Genomic DNA, 23,150 nt, shown 5'->3' on the forward strand with positions numbered 1-23,150 from the left:
ACCCCTTCTTCAGTAAGAAACATCAGCGTGGTAGGAAAATTCTTACAACTAAACATAATATTTTTTAACGCTAAGTGAAGAGGCGCGCTAATACCAACAGCCCGCTAACCACAACCAACTGAACAGGAGTTGATTATGGCTAAGCACGATACTAAGCCAGAAGTTGTTACAACTGAAGCCCCGGCACTAAAAACCCGCCGCTATACCGTGGGATATATCCGTGACTGGAAGACGCACAGCAAGGCCACCTCCATCACACTGAAGGGCGGCTGGCTGGCTGAGGCGGGGTTTAAGACCGGGATACCGCTCAAGGTTCGGGTGATGTCGGGTTGCCTGGTGCTGACCGCGCAGGAACCAGAGCCGGCACTGATGCAGGCCCTCCCTCAGTGTCAGCATAGTTGTCACCTCCTCTGAAAAATCAATCTGAGGGTGATGGAGTGACAGATGAAACGTATTTCCCCCGAACGAAAGGCCAGCGTGATGGCAAAACTGCTGCCTCCTTACAACATGACCGTTTCCGCCGTTGCGCAGATGGAAGGAATATCTGAAGCTACCCTCTATAACTGGCGTAATCAGGCTAAACAGGAGGGAAAACCGGTGCCCGGTGCAGACAGGAGCAGTGAACAGTGGCCTGCGGAGGCCCGCTTCGCCGCCATCGTGGAAACGGCCACGCTTTCAGAAGCTGAGGTGGCGGAGTACTGCCGTAAAAAAGGACTGTATCCGGAGCAGCTGACGCAGTGGAAGCAGGCATTTTTGCAGACCTCCGTGCCGGATGATAAGGCAGCCCTGAAGCAGAGCCAGAAACGCATCAGACAGCTGGAAAAAGAGCTGACCCGCAAGGAGAAAGCGCTGGCGGAGGCGGCCGCGATACTGGTGCTGCGAAAAAAGCTCAGGGATTACTACGGGGAAACCGACGGGGACGACTGACCCCAAAGAATGAACGTCAGCAGTTCATTGTGTGGATTAATGAAGCGGTAGCCACCGGAGCCCGGTGTGCCGTTGCCTGCCGGGAGGTCAATCTGAGCCTGCGCACCTGGCGACGCTGGCAAAAGCACCCGGAGGACGGGCGTCCGGCAGCTATCAGACCGGCTCCGGCGAACCGCCTCAGCGCAGAGGAGGAGATGCAGATACGGGACACCTGTCATCAGGCGGAATATGCAAGTCTGCCACCGTCACAGATAGTCCCCCGCCTGGCCGATAAGGGGATTTACCTGGCGAGCGAGTCGACCTTTTACCGGATACTGCGCCGTCACGGCGAAGTGCATTACCGGGGACGAAAGCGGCGGGCGGAACGGGTAACGCCGCCCCGGACATATACCGCAACGGGGCCGCGGCAGGTGTGGACATGGGACATCACCTGGCTGCCGTCGGTGGTACGGGGGCGCTGGTACTATCTGTACCTGATTGAGGACGTGTTCAGCCGTAAAATCACCGGCGCGGAAGTCTGTGAAACGGAAAGCGGCGAGCAGGCAGCGGTGCTGATGCAAAGGACGGTGCTACGGGAACGCTGCTGGCGACACCCTCTGGTGCTGCACGCAGATAACGGTGCAGCAATGAGGTCGCAGACGCTGCAGGTAAAGCTGGCAGAGCTGAAAATCACGCCGTCGCACAGCAGGCCGCGGGTGAGCAATGACAATGCGTACGTTGAATCACTGTTCCGGACGCTGAAATATGTGCCGCAGTGGCCGTCGTCGGGCTTTAAAACGCTGGATGAGGCGCGGGAGTGGGTGGATAAATTTACCCGCTGGTATAACGCAGAGCACCGTCACAGCGGTATCGGGTACGTAACGCCGGAGCAGCGGCATAATGGTGAAGACCGTACGCTACTGAGTCAGCGAGATATGCTGTACCGTGCGGCGAGAGAGCGCCATCCGGAACGCTGGTCGCGGGGAACGCGAAACTGGCAGCGGAAAGCGGAGGTTACCCTGAACCCGGAGCGAGAAAAGCAGGCCGCATAGTGAACGTCAGGGATGACAACTTCGTTGACACTTACCGCCCTGAAGAAGGTCTGTAAGCTCTCCGCCCGCAAGCAGCGCCAGGTCACGAAGTTGATTGGAGTCATCAGTAAGCCGCAGAGACAGAACGGTAACTGGCTGGTATATAAAGTAAAATCCCAGCCGTAAGGGTTGGGATTAGCATCATAGGTTTATCATGTTGATTTTAAAAATATCTTTTTTTAAATCATCATTAATATCTGAGGACGGTATGCGATTTATAATCTGTTGTATTTGGATAAAAGTATTTCTCTGATCTTTTAGATCATTTCTTTTATTGTCGACAGTGCAGCTATTAATTCCCCATCGTAATATTCTCCAGCCAATGGGTCATCAGTTATAACTTCCAACACCCTTGGCATCAGTTGAGATACATATAACTCCTGACGGATTGCACGACAAAGATCCTCTACCACCAGCTCTTCAATAGGTATATCAACGACGCGCTCGAACCATTGTTCAAGCGAGGATTGCTGGCTTGCTTCCTTAGTTACGTTGATATTTCCTATCAATTTACGGAAGGTCATCATATCCCATGTCCATTTAAAGCTGATTCAATTTTATTAATGACATGGTTGCTCTGCCATATGCAGCCTGTGCTTCAGGATTATTTACATTTTTTAACGTACCTGAATGATTTCTCAGTCCCCTGAGAGTATTTTGCATTTCCTGCATGTGATCCCAATACCCTCCGTTCTCTTTCGGAACTGGATTACTATCCATATCCTTGATAGTTCCTGTTATATCATGATCTTTCAGAGCATTTTTTATAGTAAAATCGATCTTCCTAATAGCACTTTCTTGCTTCTGATTGAGCTTTTCTACGGGCTTCCCGTTCTGCTGTTTAGGCTCATTTTCTGGCGGAGGCGGCGTTCCGGAACCTGAGCCACCTATCTCAGCCTTCTCCGAATCTGTCATATTTCCGGCAACATTCGGCTTCGATTCCTGACCTGTCTCATCCGATGAACAGGCACGTCCGAAGCTGCACTCGGTTGCCTTATCTATGGCATCAAGCAAACCATCAAGACCGGAAGCTATCTGTTTATCTGCATCCTGTTTCACCTGGTCGTCCGAGCCAACAGGGACGGCGGCCTGCTCCCCGCCTCCGAACGCGCTGGCGCACGCCATAATGCAGATTGTACGCAGTCGAGCGCACGGGAAGGGCTATGTGCGCTGCGCTGGCCCACCGCGAGAGTGCGTATAATCTCCCGCATTATGGTTAATGGACGAGCGGCGGCAACCGTGGATTTTATATTGCAGGCTGCCTGTGCCGCTGCACGGCCATTTACCCCGCGCGGCACTCTGTTGATGAAGGCAGATCGCAGCACGGACGCCGCGCTCTGCCGCACGGCGAACAATCCGCCTCACAGGTGACTCCGCTAACTTCTGCTGTAACGGCTTGCGACTTTCCGGGATGTATGCAGAACCCGCAGGATACGAACCACTGTTTCTTCCGCTACATAGACGATAATGAACGGGAAGTGGGGAACAACCAGTTTACGCTGTTTTGCTGTTCTCCCGGCTTTAACGCCTGCCAGTGGGTTTTCCCTGAGGATACTCACCATACTGACGAGCTTATCATCTGTCGCGCTGGCGACCGGCAGGCCCGCTTCCTGATATAAATAGCGGAAGATAGCCTCTCGGTCTGCCCGTGCCCGTATTTCCCACTGGACGTCTGATGTCACAGCTTGCCCCGCGCTGCCTGCGCTTTCAGTTCATCCATATGGCTGTTCATTTCGTCATTACTGATGAACTGGCTTTCACCTGCATCATAGCGATTGAACGCCAGGGCTATCTGCTGCTCCAGCCAGGCATCATGTTCACCATCCTGATACTGTCGTTCTTCTGCTGCCAGTTCTTCAGCCCGCTGGCGCATGAGTTCTGTCAGGCTCATCTTCTGGCGCTCTGCTGCCTGCATCGCCAGCCGTTTTGTTTCATCATCTATTCTGAAGTGGATCGTGCTCATCCCGCGCTCCTTTTGTGGTGTCAGGCGTGGTGTCATTATGACCGTTATTACCAAGCCTGTCAGCTTTCTCTTCCTTCCGCTGCTCTGCCGGATGCGTACTCGCATGCACCGCCTGCAGAGCCCAGATGTTCACCTGCGTGTAGATTTGGGTGGATTCAACGCTCCGGTGCCCCGGCATCGCCTGTATCCATCTGAGGTCTGCCCCGTTCTCCTGCATCTGCGTTGCCATCGGGCGTCGAAACCGGTTTTCGCAGGCGGGCTTTACGCTGGACATACCGATAAAAATCAGAGTGATCCTCGACTGTATCGTCATTACCACCAAGAACAGCCGCGAGCTGTGGGGCTGCACCAAGGGGTTAAGCTTCACCCACTTCAGCAGGAAGAAGATGAACCTGTGGATCAGGGCATTTCCGGGGGCGCTGAACGATACCGGTGATGTTCCAGTTATCAGGCGGGTGTCGCCCCGCTATGACTGCTTCAAGCGGAGCAAGAACTGACCGCTAAAAGCAAAATCCCCGCTTTTTTAAGACGGGGATGTGTCATTTAATCATATTTGAAGTCGATATTTATCTTGAGCGTTTCAACATTTACCGGGCTTTGTTGAATAAATCAGATTTGGAGTAAACATTCCCTTAGCCGGTCGTGTTTTCAGGCTATAAGCCCGCTTTCTGGCATGCCTGCCTCCGTCATTTTATTCAGCGCGCGCACCATAGACAAAGCCTCTGCAACCTGAGCATCGTCGTCCCGTAGCGTCAGTAAACCACCGAACAACTGCTTTACCCTGTACATCGCCGTTTCCGCTATCGACCGACGGTTATAACCTGTTGTCCATTTCCAGCGCGCATTGCTCCCGCTCAGCCGCTCGTTCGCCACTGCACGGTTGCGGTCTGCATACTCCCCGGGCCAGTAACCAGCCCTCTTTCGGGGCGGGATGAGCGCGTTGATTTTCTTTCGCCGAAGTTCATCGTGACGCAGTCGGGTGTCGTAAGCACCGTCCGCAGCGGCTGACCTGATTTTTCAGTGAGTCTGCCGGATTAATCCGGGGAAAGCCTCTGAGTCCGTCACGTTGTCCAGCGACAGGTCTGTCGCAGTTGATTTCATGTGTTTTTGCATCCACCGCAAGATGCAGCTTACGCCAGATACGACGGCGCTCTTTGCCGTGTTTTTTCACTTTCCATTCACCTTCACCGAAGGCCTTCCTGTGGAATCAATCGCCAGGTGCGCGATTTCGCCCCGGGTGGACGTTTTAAAACTGACGTTCACCGACTTTGCCCGCTTGCTTATGCAGGTGTAGCCTGGACAGCGAAGCGGGCTCTTCATCAGGGCGAAGATGAAGCCGCCAGGGACAGCGGCCACTCCCCGGCTCCGAACGCGGCGGCGCACGCCATAATGCAGATTATACGCAGACGAGCGCATGAAAAGGGGTATGTGGCGTTCTGTAGTGGCACACTGAATTTGGCCACCTGAATAGAGGTGATATCATCACCTCACAGTCAAAACAGGTGACATTATGACCGGACGTAACAGACGTAATTTTAGCCACGAGTTTCGCCTCGAAGCTGCCCAGCTTATAATCGATCAGCACTACACCGTTGCCGCCGCTGCAACGGCAATGAATGTCGGCAAATCCACGATGGACAAATGGATTCGACAACTGAAAGAAAGCAGCCGTTCTATTCGAACCTCAGTATCAAGTACCCTGAACACGATCAGCTAACGGCCATAAGCGCAACTTCTGATGCTTTGCCCCAGCTCCGGCCTTTCCCTGTAGATAACCGGTGACTCCACTATCAACAGGCACTGCTGGTACAGCTCTTCCGTGAAGCTCACCGCCCGTACCGGATTGTCCTGTGCGATATAGTCGCCGATAGCTTCCATATCCTGTTCTGCCAGTGGCGATATACCCAGTTTCATTTCGTCTGCTTACCTTCGGCCATACGCTGGTATTTGCGTGACAGACGCCCGAACACCTCTTCCGCGTTCCTGCTCTCCCCGCTGTTTATCCCTGCGCTGACCGCTTTTTGTAGTGACTCCAGCTTCATCTGCTGCTCCCGCTCTTCCAGTGCCCGAAGCCCGGCACGGATAACCTCGCTGGTATTGTTGTAACGTCCGCTTTCTATCTGTTCGCGGATGAACGCTTCGAAGTAGGGACTCAGGGCTACGCTGGTTGGCATGGTGGTTTCTCCGCTGGGTTACTATCAGTTATTAACTGTTAGTTAACTGCCTCATTTTTCATCGGCAACTTCCGGCGCATCATTCGCCCGATGCTCCGCCGGATGCCTACTCGCATAGGATCATTGAGCCGCTCTTCGGCATACATCTTTTTGAGGCGCGGTTTTGGTCTTCCAGCTCTTTCAGGCGCTCATCATGGACGCATCCATCCCGCCAAAGCGTGAGCACCACTTATAAAAACTGGCATTGCTCATACCGTGCTCGCGGCACAGCTCAGCCACCGGCGTTCCGGCCTCGGCTTGTTTCAGGATGGTCATGATCTGGCTGTCGGTAAAACGCAATTTTTTCATAGAATTCTCCCCGGTTCAGGTTACGAGAAAATTCTACTTATGAAGACACCGGTTTTTCGGGGGGATTACCGGGCGCTGGCCGACGATGCCCCATAGCAGAGCGGCGGCACGCACAGGCTGACGCCCGCACCGGAAGAGGTCTGTTTACTGTCATAGCTGGTATTGGAGATGCTGGATGCGGTGATAGCCCAGGTGGTACAGCAGGCAGGAACGGACAACTGAAAAAGATTTTTTAGTGCGAGCTGAGAGTGTCTCACCACCGACAGCCCGCTGGCCACAACCAACTAAAGCCAGAAGTTGTTACAACTGAAGCCCCGGCGCTAAAAACCCGTCGTTATACCGTGGGGTATATCCGCGACTGGAAAACGCACAACAAAGCAACGTCCATTACGCTGAAGGGCGACTGGCTGGCTGATGCAGGGTTTGAGACCGGGACGCCGCTTAAGGTGCGGGTGATGCCGGGCTGCCTAGTGCTGACCACGCAGGAACTCCCGCCACCTCTGCCGCCTGAACCGGAGATTATGCAGACGCTGCGTAAGGTCTGTAAGCTCTCCGCCCGTAAGCAGCGCCAGGTCACAGATCTGATCGAGGTGATCAGTAAGCCGCAGAGATAAAGTGGTAACTCGCTGGCAGATAAAGTAAATCCCAGCCGTAAGGCTGGGATTTAAGAAATCAATCTAATAATTCCCTACTAACATCACCAGTTTTATAAAATTCTTTAAATGCTTCTATAACCGAAGAAAATTCTTTAACTGTTGATGCTTCTGAATATGGTTCACCATGTATTAGTATAAAATCTTTGGAACTAGATTTATTACAAAATGTTCTGACATCTATATCGCCATCATCCATGCTTGTTGCAAGTAATATCATGAAAATTCCACTATCAGAATATAGTGTCATATTGTAAGGCATATGGTTATCTTCTTGATCATTATCAAGAACTAATATCCCATCATGGCTCTTCAATATATCTAAATAACTCATTATTTGAACTATTGATGGTTGCGCTATTAAAGGTAGTTGCACACGCTTACCATAGTCTAAATAATGCCCGCCCAGCTCAAAATTTATCATTATTTATTGATTTCCCTTATGGATTTCATGACTGGCTCCCAGATGTACGTTTTAGGTAATCCTGTTTTATCATCAACAGCATTTATCGTGACCGATTTCGCACCGGAAGCTTGAGCAGCAGCTATATAACCTCTGCAATAACTACAAACGTCTTTACCTGCTACATTAATCGTCAGGTTAGCATCTTGAGTCTTACCTGCATTATAAGCCTGCTGTATAGCACCTATTTCAGCATTAGCATTAGCCATATTACTGTTTGGTAAAGGTAAGTTATTTGTTTTTCCCTTCTCCACCAAGCTTTGCTCTTTAGATGTTACTCTGTCTGATATTAATGTAGGTTGATCTTTATTTGCCTGCTCTGCTAGTCTTGCAGTTTGATTTGTATCTTTAAATTTTTGACCATTTACTTCTAGTTCTGCTGTTACTGTAGGTCTTATTCCTGCATTTTCTTTCACTGTGGAATTTTTACCAGCTAACGAACCTTCGACAGCCTTTCCTGAACCAATACCTGCTATCCCGCCAGCGATATACATCGCACCCAGTTGATAGCCTACTGCCGATTTCGCAGACTCTTCACGCATACCCGTGCGCATGTATGCAGCCACCATGCCGTTAAACAGTTCCTGCGTCTGTTTCGCTTCCGGGCTGGTGCCGTTAAGTAGTTGCTGTATCTGCTGATAACCCGCCTGTGCTTCCTTCTGATTCTGATAACCCAGGCTCTGGTAGGTGTCCTGCTTCTCCAGCGCATCCTTCCGGGCTGCTGTACAGGCCGAAGCACTTCCACTCATACAGGCATCGACCAGGGTTTTACTGGTTTCCACATCCTTACGGTTAAGTGCATCCCTCTCCTGCTGTTCCTTCGGTGTCAGGCTCTGTTTGTGGTTCAGCTCCGTCTGGCGGCTCTTCTCCGTACTGCTCAGATAGTTATTCTCCACCGCATTCTTCACTGCCTGCGCACCCGCCACGGCGTCCGCCGAACTGCCGCCTGTCAGGCCGCCAGCAAGTCCCGCCGCAAGCGTTGCCAGCGCGCTGACCGTCTGTTTCTCCGTTTCACTCAGTTCGCTTACCGGTTTACCGTAGGCGTTGACGGCTATCATTCCGACAAGCTCTGCCGTCGCCGCTCCGGAAGCACCAACCAGCGCGTTATTTCCCTGTGCCACCGACAGTGCCGCATTTACCGCCGCGTGCGCCAGTATCTTACCTTTATCATCCAGCCCGCTACTGCCGATAACGTTCGCAATAAAAGGCGCGCTGCCTCCCGCTATCGCTTTCGAAAGGTCACCCCCCGCAAGACCCTGCACCGCCGCCGTCGCCGCCTGAATACTCCGCTGCAGCGTGCTGCCCGTCCCGTAAGCCTTCATGGTGTCCTGATAGGCCTTCGATCCCCTCAGCCCGGCATTATATGCGTCCCACTCTTTTTTCGGTGCCCCGGCATCCGGCTCTTTCGGCGCATCCCGTGATGCCTTCGCCGCCTTCAGCGCCGCAAGCTCACCCTGCGTACGCGCAATATCCGCAGCCTGATCCCCTATCTCACCGATAAGCTGCGCTTCCCTTAAACGCTTCTGCTCCTTCTCCTTGTCAAATATCGGGCTCAGGCCGTTCGCCGCATGCTCAGTATCGCGGCTGAGGTCCGCCACGTCCTGCTGCTGTTTCTCGCCGTCACGAACCCGTATCGTCCCTTCGCTTACCGCCGCGTGCGTCGTCGAGTCCGCATGCCCTTCGCTATTCATCCCCGCCAGCAGACCATTTGCCATGTTGCCCGCAAAATTCCCGCCAATGCCGCCGCCCGAGCTCACGCCCACGCTCTGGTGCTCAACTTTATAGTCCGCACGGTTGTCGATATCACGCCACCCCAGCGTGCCCACCACGTTGCTGCCCTGCACCGTCAGGTCATGACCCGCGCTCATTCGAACGCTGTTACAACTGAAGCCCCGGCGCTAAAAACCCGTCGCTATACCGTGACTGGAAGACGCACAGCAAGGCAACGTCTATCACGCTGAAGGGCGGCTGGCTGGATGAGGCGGGATTTGAGAGCGAGACGCCACTCAAGGTGCGTGTGATGCCCGGTTGCCTGATACTGACAACTCAGGAACTACCGCCACCTCTGCCGCCTGAACCGGAGATTATGCAGACGTTGCGCAGGGTGTGTAAGTTCCCCGCCCGTAAGCAACGGCAGGTCACTGAGCTGATCGAGGTGATCAGTAAACCGCAGAGATAACACGGTAACCAACTGGTAGATAAAGTAAAATCCCGGCTCGATGGTCGGGATTCGTGCATTAATTCAACAGTTCCGTTGATACATTGCCAGTATCGAAAAATTCTTTAAAGATCCTGACAACAAGATCAAAGTCTTTTGTTAGCTGACGAGCAGGCCAGTAATTACCGAGGATAATGATATTATCTTCTGATGATAACGTATTATCCCATATGGATCTTACATCACTTCCAGATTCATCATATTCCAACAAAGTAACAAGGTAAAAACCATTCTCGGCCTCAACACTCAGTCTTTCTGGTCCGACATCTGGAGCATTAGTAATCCTGATATTTACACTACCGCTGCTATTCCTCAAGGCATTTAAAAAATTCAATACATCAGACCACAGAGGAAATTCATTTCTGACATATTTCTCACCAGAACATAAGCGAGAAAGCTCGTATTTTACTGTCATTTTGCAGGCCCTCTATTTTCTATTTTTTTCATACCCTGCTGCCAGAATAGAACATTACCTGTTGATTCTTCATAAATTGTCAGTGATTTAAGCCCTGCTTTTTCTGCCATAACTCTTACATCACTCAAGCAATAGTTGCAGACTTCTTTACCTGCTACGCTCATTGCCATTTCGCGTCCCTGAGTCATTCCCTTTTCATAGGCTTGTTGAATTACGCCCACTTCCGCATGAGCAGTTCCCATATTTCCATTAGGTAGATTTCTATCTGGTCGCTTGTCTATCTTGGCCTGTACAACATCGTTAATCAGAGTTGGTTTGTTAAAGTCAGCTAACTGAGGTGGTCTTACCGTCTGATTCGTATCAGTAAACTTATTACCATCAACATTACCTTTCGCCACAACCTTAAGATTGGCATCAACAACTTTACTAAGCTGTTTTGCAGCCGCCGAGCCTAACACTGGCGTCACCGAAGCAACAATAATATCCATTCCTTGCTTGGTTTCTGCATAACCCTGAGCAGTCTGGCGATCTACTCCAAGCACATCCATCGCGTATTGCGTCAGCGCATCCTTCACCTGCTGCTGATTTTGCGCATCTGCACTGGTGATATTCAGCAGGTTCACTATTTGCCCGTAAGCATCGGAATACATCTGGCTGGCTTTTGAGTTGTAGTTACCAAAGCTTTCATATCCTTCTTTTGCTTCAATAACTTTCAGTCGTTCACCGGCACAGGCCGCACTGGCAGCCTGCCCATTGCCGCACGCTGCTATAACTGCCTTGTCACTGCTGATATCTTTCTCAAGCAGTGCATCATACTTCTGCTGCGCTTTATCACGCTCTGCTGGGTCTTTACTGTTTTTGAGTACCTGTTTCGCTATCTCAAGTTCAGTCTTCTCCGACACGTGCAGATAGTTATTCTCAACCGCATTCTTCCCGGTCTGCGCACCCGCAACCGCATCCGCCGTGCTGTCGCCTGCCAGACCGCCTGCAAGTCCCGCCGCCAGCGTGCCCAGCGCGCTGATGGTCTGACGCTGTTCTTCCGTCAGCTCGCTCACTTTCTTGCCCGGATACAGCTCCTTCATCACCAGTTGCGCCATCAGTTCGCCACTTACCGCGCCTGCGGCTCCGGCCAGGGCGCTGTTGCCTGATGCATGCGAGACCACCGCACCCACCACCGCATGTGCCATCGCCTGCGCCGCCAGGTTACCTCCCGTCAGCTTATGGATTTGCTCCGCTATGTAGGGATTCGCCGCGCCGCTGATGGCCTGCGCCAGATTCCCCCCCGCAAGACCCTGAACCACCGCCGTCGCCGCCTGGATACCCTGCTGAATACCACCACCGGTGCCCCATTTCCGGTCCGCTTCCCTGTAGGCGTCCGTCGCGGCAACCGCATTGTTATAATCCTTCCAGCGGCCCCGGTAATCCTTATCCGTCTCCCCGGCTTTTCTCTCCGGTTCGTGTATACCCTTTTTCGCCAGCGCTTCCCTGCCCGCCTTCAGCTTCGCAATCTCGCCCTTCGTCCGCGCAATATCCGCAGCCTGATCCCCTATCTCACCGATAAGCTGCGCTTCCCTTAAACGCTTCTGCTCCTTCTCCTTGTCAAATATCGGGCTCAGGCCGTTCGCCGCATGCTCAGTATCGCGGCTGAGGTCCGCCACGTCCTGCTGCTGTTTCTCGCCGTCACGAACCCGTATCGTCCCTTCGCTTACCGCCGCGTGCGTCGTCGAGTCCGCATGCCCTTCGCTATTCATCCCCGCCAGCAGACCATTTGCCATGTTGCCCGCAAAATTCCCGCCAATGCCGCCGCCCGAGCTCACGCCCACGCTCTGGTGCTCAACTTTATAGTCCGCACGGTTGTCGATATCACGCCACCCCAGCGTGCCCGTGTCCAGCACGTTTTTACCGCCGTCCGCCGTCGAGGCTATCACCGCCCCGTTCAGCTGCGTGTGCTCTCCCACGCGGATATCGTAACCGCCTTTACCCGCAAACAGCCCCGTCTGCTCCTGCACCGAGTCAAAGTTGCTGTGCATTTTGTCACGGCTCAGGTTCACACTGCCCGACCCCGTCATCGAACCAAAGGTAAAGCTGCCTCCCGCGCTCGCGTTCTGCTGCTTTGAATCATAACGGTCGCTGTCCTGCTCCGACGTCAGCGTCAGGTTGCGACCCACCTCCGCCACTATCTGCTCGCCGCTGACCTGCGCGCCCGTCAGCGTCGCGTCACGTCCGCTCTTCAGCGTCACCCGGTTACCGCTCTCCACCGTCGTTTCGCTGTGCGTCACCGTGCTCCACCACGTTGCTGCCCTGCACCGTCAGATCATGACCCGCACGCTGTCGCCGCTGTTACAACTGAAGCCCCGGAGTTAAAAACTCGCCGCTATACCGTGGGTTATATCCGCGACTGGAAGACGCACAACAAGGCCACCTCCATCACGCTGAAGGGCGGCTGGCTGGATGAGGCGGGATTTGAGACGGGAACGCCGCTTAAGGTGCGGGTGATGCCGGGCTGCCTGGTGCTCACCGCGCAGGAGCCAGAGCCGGCACTGATGCAGGCCCTGAAGAAGGTCAGTAAGCTCTCCGCCCGCAAGCAGCGCCAGGTCACGGATTTGATTGAGGTCATCAGTAAGCCACAGAGGCAGAGCGGTAACTGACTGGACTATAAACAAAAATCCCAGCCGCAGGGGCTGGGATTTCTATGATATTACTTAACCTTTACAACGACTGAGTGCCAACCGTAGTCCCGCACCAATTTCAGACGGGGAACTGTCTGTTGATAGAATAACATCTTCAATACCATCACCTTTTTCCCTTCCCCATCCTTCCAGTTTTTCATGGCGTGTAGGAGAGATAGTGATGACACCATTCACACAGTGAATGCCACAGTTTTTCATATCTTTGAACAGTGTTTTTTTAGATTTATAGCCATATTTTTCCATCAGCATTGCGACCCAAGCAACGTATTGTTCTTTGCCTTTTTCGAGGTCAAAAAAGGCTACACGCTCCTCCAGAATGTTCAATGTACGACTATCAGATAATGCCTGTAAAATTTGTTCACCAACAAGTTCATTCTCAGCAGAAAGAGGTAATAAACGAGATGGAAAAATAGGATCTCTCCCCGTTCGTCCTAATCCAGACTGAGTTTCAATGAGCAAAAATTCATTGGTACAGTAGCAGCTAGCCCAATAATCCTGATCTTTATTAAAGTCCATCATTTCACCTGCGTTACTGTCACTTTTACGCCCTGAGATTTACCATACTCAATAGCCCTGTTTATTTCCACCCACTGGGCTTTAGTTGTATTAGCCGGAACAGCTAATTGGATTTCTCTGTTAGCAATCATAGAAGAATTAAGTACTTGCCCTGATAATTCAGACCGTTCAAATTTCGCAGCCGCGTTAATATTGCCCTTAATCGAACTGTAAACCTGATTGGGATTACCCAGCTTCGCCATTGTCTGCGTGTCCATCGATTTGGCACTTACCGCTGTTTTGGTCGCACCGTCATAGTAATCAAAGGTTTTAAAGTTCTGCGGCAATCGGGCATCAGCAGACAATGATTTGCCGACATAATCCTCCCACGGCATTCCCTGCTTCATATTACCCTGACCCCATTTAATACCGACTTCTGCAGCGCTGACGGTAGCCGTTGCTGTATTCCGCCCCATGAACGAGATGGCCGCAGCACCCAGCTCTTTAGCCAGCAATCCGAGTGATCCTACCATAGCCTGGTTTTCCGGATCGGACGCAAACGCTGCAAACTTCGTCCAGCCAGGACTGTTAACATCAATATTTGCCAAATCCTGACCGTTCCACTGCTGAACATAGGCTTTGGCTTCGTCGCTGGTCATCACATCGACACCGGGAAGATTACCCAGCCAGCCCGGACGATTAGCCATGTCCGAACCACCCTGGGCAACTTCTTTATCCCAGACCTGTGCTCCAACCGGATCGTCTTTCAGCTTCTGATCGGTTTCTGCGCTTTGCTTATCGCTAATCTGCTTCCACTTATCAATCACCGCCCGGCAGTCACCTCCGGATTTCCGGCAATCGGACAGCTCTTTATCAAAACTCAGCGCCTGGCTGGCACTCAGCGCATTATTCTCCGCCGCATTCTTCCCGGTCTGCGCACCCGCAACTGCATCCGCCGTACTGTCCCCTGCCAGACCTCCTGCAAGTCCCGCCGCCAGCGTGCCCAGCGCGCTGATGGTCTGACGCTGTTCTTCCGTCAGCTCGCTCACTTTCTTGCCCGGATACAGCTCCTTCATCACCAGTTGCGCCATCAGTTCGCCACTTACCGCGCCTGCGGCTCCGGCCAGGGCGCTGTTACCTGAAGCATGCGAGACCACCGCACCCACCACCGCATGTGCCATCGCCTGCGCCGCCAGGTTACCTCCCGTCAGCTTATGGATTTGCTCCGCTATGTAGGGATTCGCCGCGCCGCTGATGGCCTGCGCCAGATTCCCCCCCGCAAGACCCTGCACCGCCGCCGTCGCCGCCTGGATACCCTGCTGGATACCACCACCGGTTCCCCATTTCCGGTCCGCTTCTTTGTAGGCGTCCGTCGCGGCAACCGCATTGTTATAATCCTTCCAGCGGCCCCGGTAATCCTTATCCGTCTCCCCGGCTTTTCTCTCCGGTTCGTGTATACCCTTTTTCGCCAGCGCTTCCCTGCCCGCCTTCAGCTTCGCAATCTCGCCCTTCGTCCGCGCAATATCCGCAGCCTGATTCCCTATCTCACCGATAAGCTGCGCTTCCCTTAAACGCTTCTGCTCCTTCTCCTTGTCAAATATCGGGCTCAGGCCGTTCGCCGCATGCTCAGTATCGCGGCTGAGGTCCGCCACGTCCTGCTGCTGTTTCCCGCCGTCACGAACCCGTATCGTCCCTTCGCTTACCGCCGCGTGCGTCGTCGAGCCCGCATGCCCTTCGCTATTCATCCCCGCCAGCAGACCATTTGCCATGTTGCCCGCAAAATTCCCGCCAATGCCGCCGCCCGAGCTCACGCCCACGCTCTGGTGCTCAACTTTATAGTCCGCACGGTTGTCGATATCACGCCACCCCAGCGTGCCCGTGTCCAGCACGTTTTTACCGCCGTCCGCCGTCGAGGCTATCACCGCCCCGTTCAGCTGCGTGTGTTCACCCACGCGGATATCGTAACCGCCTTTACCCGCAAACAGCCCCGTCTGCTCCTGCACCGAGTCAACGTTGCTGTGCATTTTGTCACGGCTCAGGTTCACGCTGCCCGACCCCGTCATCGAACCAAAGGTAAAGCTGCCTCCCGCGCTCGCGTTCTGCTGCTTTGAATCATAACGGTCGCTGTCCTGCTCCGACGTCAGCGTCAGGTTGCGACCCACCTCCGCCACTATCTGCTCGCCGCTGACCTGCGCGCCCGTCAGCGTCGCGTCACGTCCGCTCTTCAGCGTCACCCGGTTACCGCTCTCCACCGTCGTTTCGCTGTGCGTCACCGTGCTGCCGTTCTCTTTCCCCTTGCCGGCGTTCACGCTCGCCGACACGCTGAGGCCAAAACCGCCCGAGCCCACGCCTATCCCCACGCCCACGCTACCGCCGTGGCTGCTGTTGCTGCCGCTCACCGTTTCGCTGTTCGCCGATGACGACAGCAGGATATCCCGCGCGGCATCAAGCGTCGTGTCACGACCCGCCTTCAGCTGACTGCCCTCCACCGCAATATCCCCGCCCGTCGCACGAATACTCAGGTCACGTCCGGCGTTCAGCGTGCTACCCGCCGAAGTCTGCTGCTCAACCTTACGTTCCGATTTCGACGACTGGCTGCCGTAGCTCAGGCTCACGCCCACCGTGTTGTCATTCTCCGGATCGTTACCCATGACCCGATCCTTGTCAACCGCCTGCGCCGCGCTCACGCCGTTCAGCACCGCCTGGGTGCCCTTCAGCGCCGCCAGCCGTCCGTCATCCTCACTGCGTGCCGATTTCGCCTGCTGCGTTGCCGTGTTCAGCGCGCTGCCCGCCGTACCCGAAAGCGCCAGCGTGAAGCCGCTGGATTTTTCTTCGGTCTTTGTCAGCTCCGTGTGGCTGTTCTGCGCCGCCGTTATCTGCACCTCGCGTCCGGTGATACTCAGGTCTTTGCCCGCCACCACGTCGCTGCCGTGCAGGGTTGCCGTATTGCCGGCCGTCAGGCTGACGCTGCCCGCACTGCTGCCCACCGTGCTGCCTTTCTTCACGTTGCTGTCGCTGTCGGTGCTCTGCTTCTGACTGGCCGACCCGACCGTAAAGCCCAGGCCGCCGGTACTCATCAGGCCCGATTTCTTCTTCTGCGATATCTGCGTGTCGTGCTGCGACTCGTCGGCGGTGGTTAACGTCAGGTTATTGCCCGCCGCCAGCGCCACGTCCTTCGTGCCCACCACGTTGCTGCCCTGCACCGTCAGGTCATGACCCGCGCTCATCCGCACGCTGTCGCCGCTTACGGTGGTGCTCTGCGCCTCGCTGGAGGTGGTTTTGCCGTAAAACTCGTGCGTGGTCTTCGACATAAACCCTTTGTTGGTCCACTTGCTGCGCCCTTCGTGGTCCAGCGTCGATTCGCCGCTGGTCAGGTTGATATCGCGCCCCGCCTGCGCGGTTAACGCATCCTGCGCGTTGATATCCGCCGCGCGGGCGTTGATATCGCGCCCCGCAGCAAGCTGCAGGTTGCCCCCCGCGTCAATGCGGCTGCCCGCTTCTGCAGTCTGCAGCGAGCGGTCGTAGTGTTTGTCGTCGCGAGTGTAGTCGGTGCCGTGGCTGAGCTGACGCGTGTCCAGCGTCAGGTCCCGGCCCGCCGTCAGCCGGGTGTTACTCTCTTTGCCCCGGTTAACCAGTTCGCTGGCGGTCAGGCGGATGTCGTTACCTGCCTGCAGCGTTAGCTGGCCGCGGTCATTTTCAACATAAATACCGGCGCCACGTTCCAGCCAGGCTTCGCTTCCCTTGCTGCCGCCCAGCGTCTCGCTGATGATGTTATGTCCGGCCGCAAGCTGAAGGCTATCGCCCGCCAGCAGTTGGCCGCCGGTGTTAGTGATATCGTTATCCGCTAAGACCGTCAGTTTTTTGCCCTGAATAAAGCCTTCGTTGCTCAGGTTGCTGGCGCTGATTTGCGTCAGTTCCCGGCCCTGAATGCTGCCGCTGTTGGTGACGTCGCCGCTGTTGTCTATCAGCACCCGGTTGCCCGCCAGCAGTGCGCCATTGCCCGTCGCATCACCCGGTTTCACCCGGACATACAGCTGCGGCACGCTCACCACTTCGGTACGGCCATCCGGCAGGGTCACGGTTTTATTCACCATCCACACCATGTCGTTGGTCAACAGGGCGATCTGCTCCGGACTCAGTGCCACACCCGGCTGCAGCTGGTATTTCTCGGCAAACGACTTTCCGTTATTCAGCAGCCATTTATATTGTTCATTATCATCACTCATGCCTGGCAGAAAACGCTGCCCGGTCGCCTGAGTAAGCTGATCGCGCACCAGACGCTGTTCGTAAAAACCATCGCCCAGGCGTTTATGCAAGCTGTCGCCCCAGACATCCTGGCTACTGAGCCATTTTTTGCCGTTGGTATAACGACTGTCAGTCTCAACCAGGTAGCCATTGCCTTTACCCGGATGCAGTTCAAACAGGCTGTTGTCCGGCAGGGTGGTATTCGGTGGCACGACGCGCGCCACTAAATCGTCCGATTTGCCATCTTTCGAAATTGGAATCTCGATGATGCCGCCCGGCTGTGCCGGTGCCAACTCGCCCGCATCGTTCGGGCCATCAAGGCTGACATCAACCATCCCGCTCCCGTTAGCCTGGCCAGCGGCGGCGTTTTCCTTCTGTACCCCGTCTGCGTCGATCGTCGTTCCCTGGTTATGCTGGTCGTCAATATCCTGCCCCGCACCCTGCCCAGCCTGGGTTTCCACACTCATCAGATGCAGTGCTAATGCGCTTTCACTGTGTTTGCCATCGTAGTCATGCGTTGTCTGTCGGGTATGCCAGTTACTGCCCCCTTTATAGTGGGAAATGGCCTGGCCTTGTTCTTCGATGCGCTGAATACCCTGGGTCTCTTTATTGTTCAACTGGGCCGTCCGGGCGACGAGATCGCCACCTGCGATGATGCGGCTGTCCTGGTTGGTCAGCGTCCCGCCTTCAATCGTCATATTTTTGCCGCTGCGCAGCGTAGACGGATCTTTATGCACGACCTGGGTTTGCCAGGTTTTGGTCTGGTAGCGGTATTCATAAAAGTGCTTAGTCACCCCGCCAGGGATAAAAAAGCGCAGTCTGCTGCCGTTGCCTGCTTCTTTCTGCAGGAACACGCCCTCGATGCGTTTGCCATTGTCATCAATCGCATAACGATAACGCCCTTCCCACGGACCAAGCTTGTAACGTTTGCCATCGCCGCCAAAGCAGGCGCCGTCACCATCTCCCTGGCAGAACTGGAATTCCTCGACTTCATCAGAAATTGAAACCAGCACCGGTTCGTCACTGAGCAACAGGTGAATATCACGGTTGTCAATCTGCTGCGCAGCGAGATGCAAAGCGCCAATCGCTTCGATATCCGCGCTGAGGTTTTCCACTTTTTTAGCCAGGCCTGAAACCGTGCCATCCTGTGCCAGCTTTCCGCCGATCGCCATATCGCCGTCGCTGTATATCAGCGCGTGATCGCTGTTGGTTAAATGGTCCGTGGCGATGACCAGCCGCTGACGGCCGGCGATCGTGGCCGATTTATTTTGCTGCGGGTCTTTATCGTTGATAAGTCGGCGGGCATCGATCAGCAGGTTATCCGCATAGATGCGCCCGCTGCCGCTGTTATGTAGCCTATCCGCAACCAGACGGCTGGTTGCGCCATCAATCAGTCCGGTATTGGTTAACTGACCGGCCTGAATGTTCACCGACTGGCCATTGATTTCACCGTCGTTGCGGTTATTCAATTCTGGCGCACTAATCGCCAGCGCGCGCAGCGCCGTCAGAAGACCGCCGTTGGTCAGGCCACCGCGCGCATTGAGGGTTAGATCGCCGTTACTGGCAAGCGTACCATCCTGCAACAAATGCATCAGCGTGGTCAGGCTCAGCGTCTGCTGAGCGGTGATACGACCTACACCGTCGAGTTGATTGATCTGTGCGTTGAGGCTTTTCTGCGCCACCAGCTCGCCATCCTGGTTTTTTACCACCAGCGTGCCTGCGCCTCCGGCATTAATATCCAGTTGCTGCTGCGAAGAGATCACGCCCTGACGGTTATCCAGCACCGCCTTGATATCCGCAGCCAGACGGCTGGCGGCGCGGAGTGCCCCCTGCTGATTGTTCACTGTCCGTGCAGCAAGCTGCAGGTTGTTTGCTTCGATGCCTTTCCCGCTGGTGCGGGTTTGCTGGTTATCAAGGCTGTCAGCACTGAGACGCAGCGTCTCGTTGGCTTTAATAAAGCCCTGAGCGTTGTTGATAGCGGCAGTGACGTTAAGCTCACCGTTTTTCCAGGCAAATATTTTGCCCTGCTGATTGTTTACTGTGCTGGCGCTAAGCGTGAGATCGCCGCCGGAAAGCAGCTTGCCACTCTGATTATCAAGCTGTCCGCTATACAACGAAAGGGCACCATTTCCCTGCAGGGTTCCGCCCTTGTTGCTTAGCAGTCCGCTTAACAGCGTCAGCGTGTGGTTAGCCAGCATCAGGCCGTTCTGGTTATCCAGCGTTCCCTGTTGCATATCCACCCGCAGCGAGCCACCCGCCTGTAATTGTCCCTGCTGGTTGGTCAATTGGTTCCCGTTGAGTGCGATATCGCCCAGTGCGTTAATTTCACCGCGTTGGTTATTCCAGCGGCTGGCGCGGCCATCAAGCTGGCCTGCCGCCAGCAGGCCTTCGTGGTTATCTACCTCTCCGCTGTCCAGCGTCAGGGTGCCGCCCGCGCGAATACCGGTGGTGTTGCTGCGGGTATCGGTGTTAATCAGCCGCTGGCTACCGGTGGTCAGGTGAAGGTTGTGCGTCGCCTGTATCAGGCCGCGGGTGTTATTCAGTTCACCGCTTTTCAGCGTCACTTCATCGCCGACGATTTTTCCGCGCTGGTTATTGAGGCCATGCGTGTCGATGGCCAGCGCCCGCTGTGCCGCAATCCGGCCATCGGTGTTCGTCAGTTCGCCGTTCAGCGTCAGGCTGGCCTCGTCACCCGCCGACTGAATCACACCGCTGTCGTTGTTCAGGCTGGCGGCACTCAGAAGTAGCGCACGGGCGCTTTCCAGTACGCCATGCTGGTTGTCTGCCGCCCCGGAAATGAATAGCTTGAGTATGCCGAGCGAGGTACTGAAACGCCCCTGCTGGTTATTCAGTTGTGCAGCATTCAGTACGATCCCCTGTTTCCCGAAGATGCGACCATTTTGGTTGTCCAGGCCGCGCGCCAGCGCGATAGCCATGTCGCCACCGCCTGCCAGCAGCGTACCGGAGCGGTTATCCAGCGACGCGCTTTTAACCGTAATATTGCTGCCGCTTTGAACAGTGCCGCCCTGATTATCGATCGCCTCGCGTGCCGTCAGGCTGAGTGGCCCTTTGCGGCTGCTGATCAACCCTTCGCGGTTGTCCAACCCGGTGCCGCTAAGTGTCAGCGCCTGATTAGCACTGGTTTCGCCATGACGATTGTCCCAGCGGTGACCTTCGCCCGTGAGGATATCCGCCGCAATCAGACCGGACTGGTTGTTCACCTCACCCGCACGCAGCGTCAGCGTACCGCCTGCGCGAATACCAGCCGCATCGCCAAGCGTTTGTGTGTTATTCAGTTGCTGGCCCTGCGTGTCCAGCGTGATGTTATGTTTTGCCTGGATCAGGCCTGCCGTGTTGTTCAGCGCCTGGCCATTAAAGGTGATGACCGAAGCGTCAATTTTCCCCTGCTGGTTAGTCAGGGTTCCTCGCTGGTTCAGGCTGAGTGCGCCTGCGCCGCTGAGCGTGCCGTGCTGATTATTGAACGCGCCGCTGTTGATATTCAGGCCACCCTGGCTGACAATCTGTCCATTCGCGTTATCAATATCACCGCTGAATGTCAGATCGGCGGTTGTTCCACCGCGCTGCAGTATGGTGCCGCCGCGATGCGTCAGGCTGCCACCGCGTAGCGTGACCTGCTGCCCTTCGCTCCAGGCATTATTTAGCGATAAACGATCGCCGCGCAGCGTGAGTGCGCCTTCGCTAATGATAGCGCCATGGTCACCGGAAAAATTGCTGCTGGTGACGTTAAGCCCACCGTTTTTCTGGGCGATCAGGCGCCCCTGCTGGTTATCAATTTGTCCGGCATCAAGGGTTAACCCACCGTCAAAACTGCCGATTTGTCCCTGTCGGTTATTGAGGGAATCAGCAGTGAGTGACAGGCCGTTCGCCGCCGTGATCGAGCCAGCATCGTTATCGATTTGCTGCGATTTAAGCGTTAAAGCCGTACGCCCGGTTTGTGCCAGTGCTCCCTTACGGTTGCTGAGGCGTTTGACATCCAGCTGAAGCTTGTCCGCACTGAGATGTCCGCCGTCATTCTGTAACAGGCCGCGGGTGCGGGCGATCAGCGCGTTATCCGCAACCAGCGTCGCGTTACGTGTGTCGATATCACCGCGTTCGGCGGTTAAGGCGATGGTTTGTGCCTTTACTTGCGCGGTGTGCAGATCCAAGGACTGCCCGCTGGCCGCCAGTTGATGACCCGCCAGCAGTTTTCCCTGAGCGTCCAGTTTACCATCGGCACTGAGCGTCATCGTTCCCGCTCGCGTCAGTTTCCCTTGCGCATCTACACCGGCTGCCGTGACGCTGCCCTGCCGGGCGGAGATTGATGCGGCGGTAATCTGCACATCGCCCGCCGCCAGAGCGGTACCGCGTTGCGTAATCTGATTACGCGCGTTGAGCTGTATGCGGCTGTCGGAGGTGATACTGCCGCCATTGTCGATATCACTGGCGTTTAGCCGCACAGCCTGGGTCGATTTCATCAATCCGGTATTGGTCAGCCTGCCGTCTGCACTCAGCGCCAGTTCACCGGCCGCCGCACCGATTTCACCCGCGTTGTGCACACCAACGCCGCGCTCGGTGCCCACCAGGGTGATTTTGTTGGCGTACATGCCGCCTAATGCGGCTACATCAAGCGCAAACTCAGGTTTGTCTACCGCGTTATCCGCGCTGGCTTTCACCACGTTACCTTCCGCATCGGTCTGATTACGTCCGGTGGTGAGCTGTAAATTTTTTGCCTGCAGGCGGGCATTAATATTGACCGAACGGGCAATCAGTCGGGTGTAATTACTCTGGCTGTCGTTCAGCCCTTTGCCTTCAATGCGGATACGACCGTTGTTAACGTCGTATCCCTTGATGCGACCATTTTCAATCAGCGTTTTACCGGCGGCCAGCGTGGAGGTGTTAGCGTTGATAAAACCACAGCCGCTACAGGTAATCCCCGCTGGGTTAGCGATAATCACATCCGCCCGACCGCCGGCCACTTCGACAAAACCTTTCAGCTGGCTGGGGTTGCGGCTGTTAACTTCATTGAGAATCACTTTTGCTTCGCCACCGGCCAGCCAGGGGTTACCCGCGACCATCCCCGCCAGTTGCGTTTTGCTATTGCCCCGGCTGTTATTGAGGATTGCTCCACGTTCACCGACGTCGAACTGGCTATAGCGATTGTGCGACAAACCGTTTTTATTCGGTGCCTGGATATTGACCTGCGGCAGGCCGTTTGAGGTGTTAATCACGGTCGGCTGCTGACGACCTGGCGCGTTGCCATCCGCCACGATACCCGCAGCCAGCGCATCCTGTGCGATCAGCCCGCTTGCCAGCCATAACGAAAAGGTTAACGCTGAGAGTTTAACGCAGGCCAGTGGCGCAACGCCTGGGCCACGCGTTGACTCTCCGCCGTGCGCCTTAGCCAATTCCGATACCACCATTAACATCTGGCGAGCACGGTTAAATACAATTCGATAGCACAACTTATTCATTACTGTGACTCCCTGTCA

17 protein-coding genes and 7 pseudogenes are annotated in these 23,150 nt (G+C 55.0%); 6 read left to right on the forward strand and 18 right to left on the reverse strand.

All coding sequences use genetic code 11. The features are described 5' to 3' along the window. Positions 1 to 135 precede the first annotated feature (135 nt). Positions 136 to 414 carry a SymE family type I addiction module toxin gene (locus J1C60_RS10325; protein WP_128174090.1) on the forward strand — a complete coding sequence of 93 codons (279 nt, stop codon included), beginning with the start codon at positions 136 to 138 and terminating at the stop codon, positions 412 to 414. A gap of 30 nt (positions 415 to 444) precedes the next feature. Beyond that, positions 445 to 1,958, forward strand: a protein-coding gene (locus tag J1C60_RS10330) for an IS3 family transposase (RefSeq protein WP_445684478.1) whose coding sequence is annotated in 2 segments (ribosomal slippage) — positions 445 to 895 and positions 895 to 1,958 — 1,515 coding nt in all. Because the reading frame shifts where the segments join, the coding sequence is not laid out codon by codon here. A gap of 296 nt (positions 1,959 to 2,254) precedes the next feature. On the opposite strand, the gene J1C60_RS10335 is transcribed toward J1C60_RS10330, so the two are convergent. The 7 genes and pseudogenes from J1C60_RS10335 to J1C60_RS18700 form a co-directional block, all read right to left on the reverse strand. Beyond that, entirely contained in the window at positions 2,255 to 2,524 is a 270-nt protein-coding gene (locus J1C60_RS10335) for a contact-dependent growth inhibition system immunity protein (RefSeq protein ID WP_277925157.1), read from the reverse strand. After that, positions 2,521 to 2,909: pseudogene (locus J1C60_RS10340) on the reverse strand (VENN motif pre-toxin domain-containing protein); the annotation flags it as partial. The pseudogene J1C60_RS10340 and the gene J1C60_RS10335, both read right to left, overlap by 4 nt. Before the next feature lie 464 nt (positions 2,910 to 3,373). Next, positions 3,374 to 3,679, reverse strand: a complete 306-nt coding sequence (locus tag J1C60_RS10345; RefSeq protein ID WP_128176612.1) for a type II toxin-antitoxin system RelE/ParE family toxin — start codon at positions 3,677 to 3,679, stop codon at positions 3,374 to 3,376. After that, positions 3,676 to 3,960 (reverse strand): damage-inducible protein J, encoded by a 285-nt coding sequence (locus J1C60_RS10350; RefSeq protein ID WP_128176614.1) that lies wholly within the window; start codon positions 3,958 to 3,960, stop codon positions 3,676 to 3,678. The genes J1C60_RS10345 and J1C60_RS10350 overlap by 4 nt, the downstream gene beginning before the upstream one ends. Beyond that, positions 3,932 to 4,201: pseudogene (locus J1C60_RS10355) on the reverse strand (tyrosine-type recombinase/integrase); the annotation flags it as partial. The pseudogene J1C60_RS10355 and the gene J1C60_RS10350, both read right to left, overlap by 29 nt. A gap of 407 nt (positions 4,202 to 4,608) precedes the next feature. Further along, a complete protein-coding gene (locus tag J1C60_RS18695) occupies positions 4,609 to 4,974 on the reverse strand; it encodes a transposase (RefSeq protein WP_375139795.1) in 366 nt (121 codons plus the stop codon). 153 nt (positions 4,975 to 5,127) lie between these two features. Continuing rightward, positions 5,128 to 5,376 (reverse strand): transposase, encoded by a 249-nt coding sequence (locus tag J1C60_RS18700; protein ID WP_413081138.1) that lies wholly within the window; start codon positions 5,374 to 5,376, stop codon positions 5,128 to 5,130. Positions 5,377 to 5,470: 94 nt separating this feature from the next. Here J1C60_RS18700 and J1C60_RS10365 point away from each other — a divergent pair. Then, positions 5,471 to 5,620: pseudogene (locus J1C60_RS10365) on the forward strand (transposase); the annotation flags it as partial. Positions 5,621 to 5,676: 56 nt separating this feature from the next. On the opposite strand, the pseudogene J1C60_RS10370 reads toward J1C60_RS10365, so the two are convergent. The 4 genes and pseudogenes from J1C60_RS10370 to J1C60_RS10385 form a co-directional block, all read right to left on the reverse strand. Further along, positions 5,677 to 5,874, reverse strand: a pseudogene (locus J1C60_RS10370) (type II toxin-antitoxin system RelE/ParE family toxin); the annotation flags it as partial. Continuing rightward, entirely contained in the window at positions 5,871 to 6,134 is a 264-nt protein-coding gene (locus tag J1C60_RS10375; protein ID WP_061770818.1) for a type II toxin-antitoxin system ParD family antitoxin, read from the reverse strand. The gene J1C60_RS10375 and the pseudogene J1C60_RS10370, both read right to left, overlap by 4 nt. Positions 6,135 to 6,259: 125 nt before the next feature. After that, positions 6,260 to 6,482 (reverse strand): annotated as a pseudogene (locus J1C60_RS10380) (transposase); the annotation flags it as partial. Between the two features lie 65 nt (positions 6,483 to 6,547). After that, positions 6,548 to 6,739 (reverse strand): hypothetical protein, encoded by a 192-nt coding sequence (locus J1C60_RS10385; protein ID WP_128176616.1) that lies wholly within the window; start codon positions 6,737 to 6,739, stop codon positions 6,548 to 6,550. Here J1C60_RS10385 and J1C60_RS10390 point away from each other — a divergent pair. Further along, positions 6,731 to 7,096, forward strand: a complete 366-nt coding sequence (locus J1C60_RS10390) for a SymE family type I addiction module toxin (protein WP_375139793.1) — start codon at positions 6,731 to 6,733, stop codon at positions 7,094 to 7,096. The two genes, J1C60_RS10385 and J1C60_RS10390, sit on opposite strands and share 9 nt — an antisense overlap. A gap of 58 nt (positions 7,097 to 7,154) precedes the next feature. On the opposite strand, the gene J1C60_RS10395 is transcribed toward J1C60_RS10390, so the two are convergent. The 3 genes and pseudogenes from J1C60_RS10395 to J1C60_RS18710 all read right to left on the reverse strand — a co-directional run. Then, positions 7,155 to 7,559, reverse strand: a complete 405-nt coding sequence (locus tag J1C60_RS10395) for a DUF6911 family protein (protein WP_128176618.1) — start codon at positions 7,557 to 7,559, stop codon at positions 7,155 to 7,157. Beyond that, positions 7,559 to 8,347 carry a cytidine deaminase-like fold-containing protein gene (locus J1C60_RS18705; protein ID WP_422645788.1) on the reverse strand — a complete coding sequence of 263 codons (789 nt, stop codon included), beginning with the start codon at positions 8,345 to 8,347 and terminating at the stop codon, positions 7,559 to 7,561. The genes J1C60_RS10395 and J1C60_RS18705 overlap by 1 nt, the downstream gene beginning before the upstream one ends. A 108-nt stretch (positions 8,348 to 8,455) precedes the next feature. Beyond that, positions 8,456 to 9,421 (reverse strand): annotated as a pseudogene (locus tag J1C60_RS18710) (VENN motif pre-toxin domain-containing protein); the annotation flags it as partial. A 149-nt stretch (positions 9,422 to 9,570) separates the two neighbouring features. Between J1C60_RS18710 and J1C60_RS10405 the strand changes: the two are divergent. After that, positions 9,571 to 9,777, forward strand: coding sequence for a SymE family type I addiction module toxin (locus J1C60_RS10405; RefSeq protein ID WP_235859168.1), 207 nt, complete (start codon positions 9,571 to 9,573; stop codon positions 9,775 to 9,777). Between the two features lie 58 nt (positions 9,778 to 9,835). Here J1C60_RS10405 and J1C60_RS10410 read toward each other — a convergent pair whose 3' ends face one another. Both J1C60_RS10410 and J1C60_RS10415 read right to left on the reverse strand, forming a co-directional pair. Next, on the reverse strand, positions 9,836 to 10,231 hold the full coding sequence (locus J1C60_RS10410; protein WP_128177356.1) for a DUF6911 family protein: 396 nt from the start codon (positions 10,229 to 10,231) through the stop codon (positions 9,836 to 9,838). Beyond that, positions 10,228 to 12,504 (reverse strand): annotated as a pseudogene (locus J1C60_RS10415) (cytidine deaminase-like fold-containing protein); the annotation flags it as partial. The pseudogene J1C60_RS10415 and the gene J1C60_RS10410, both read right to left, overlap by 4 nt. Here J1C60_RS10415 and J1C60_RS10420 point away from each other — a divergent pair. Then, positions 12,502 to 12,879: a SymE family type I addiction module toxin gene (locus J1C60_RS10420; protein WP_375139796.1), complete on the forward strand. Its 378-nt coding sequence runs from the start codon at positions 12,502 to 12,504 to the stop codon at positions 12,877 to 12,879. The pseudogene J1C60_RS10415 and the gene J1C60_RS10420 overlap by 3 nt on opposite strands. 54 nt (positions 12,880 to 12,933) lie before the next feature. Here the strand turns inward: J1C60_RS10420 and J1C60_RS10425 are convergent, their stop codons facing one another. Together J1C60_RS10425 and J1C60_RS10430 are read right to left on the reverse strand one after the other, a co-directional pair. Continuing rightward, positions 12,934 to 13,437 carry a contact-dependent growth inhibition system immunity protein gene (locus tag J1C60_RS10425; protein ID WP_128177352.1) on the reverse strand — a complete coding sequence of 168 codons (504 nt, stop codon included), beginning with the start codon at positions 13,435 to 13,437 and terminating at the stop codon, positions 12,934 to 12,936. Next, positions 13,437 to 23,132 (reverse strand): hemagglutinin repeat-containing protein, encoded by a 9,696-nt coding sequence (locus tag J1C60_RS10430; protein WP_242080461.1) that lies wholly within the window; start codon positions 23,130 to 23,132, stop codon positions 13,437 to 13,439. Before J1C60_RS10430 ends, J1C60_RS10425 begins: the two co-directional genes overlap by 1 nt. Between the last annotated feature and the right edge of the window lie 18 nt (positions 23,133 to 23,150).

This window comes from [Pantoea] beijingensis (assembly GCF_022647505.1).
GTDB lineage: Bacteria > Pseudomonadota > Gammaproteobacteria > Enterobacterales > Enterobacteriaceae > Erwinia > Erwinia beijingensis.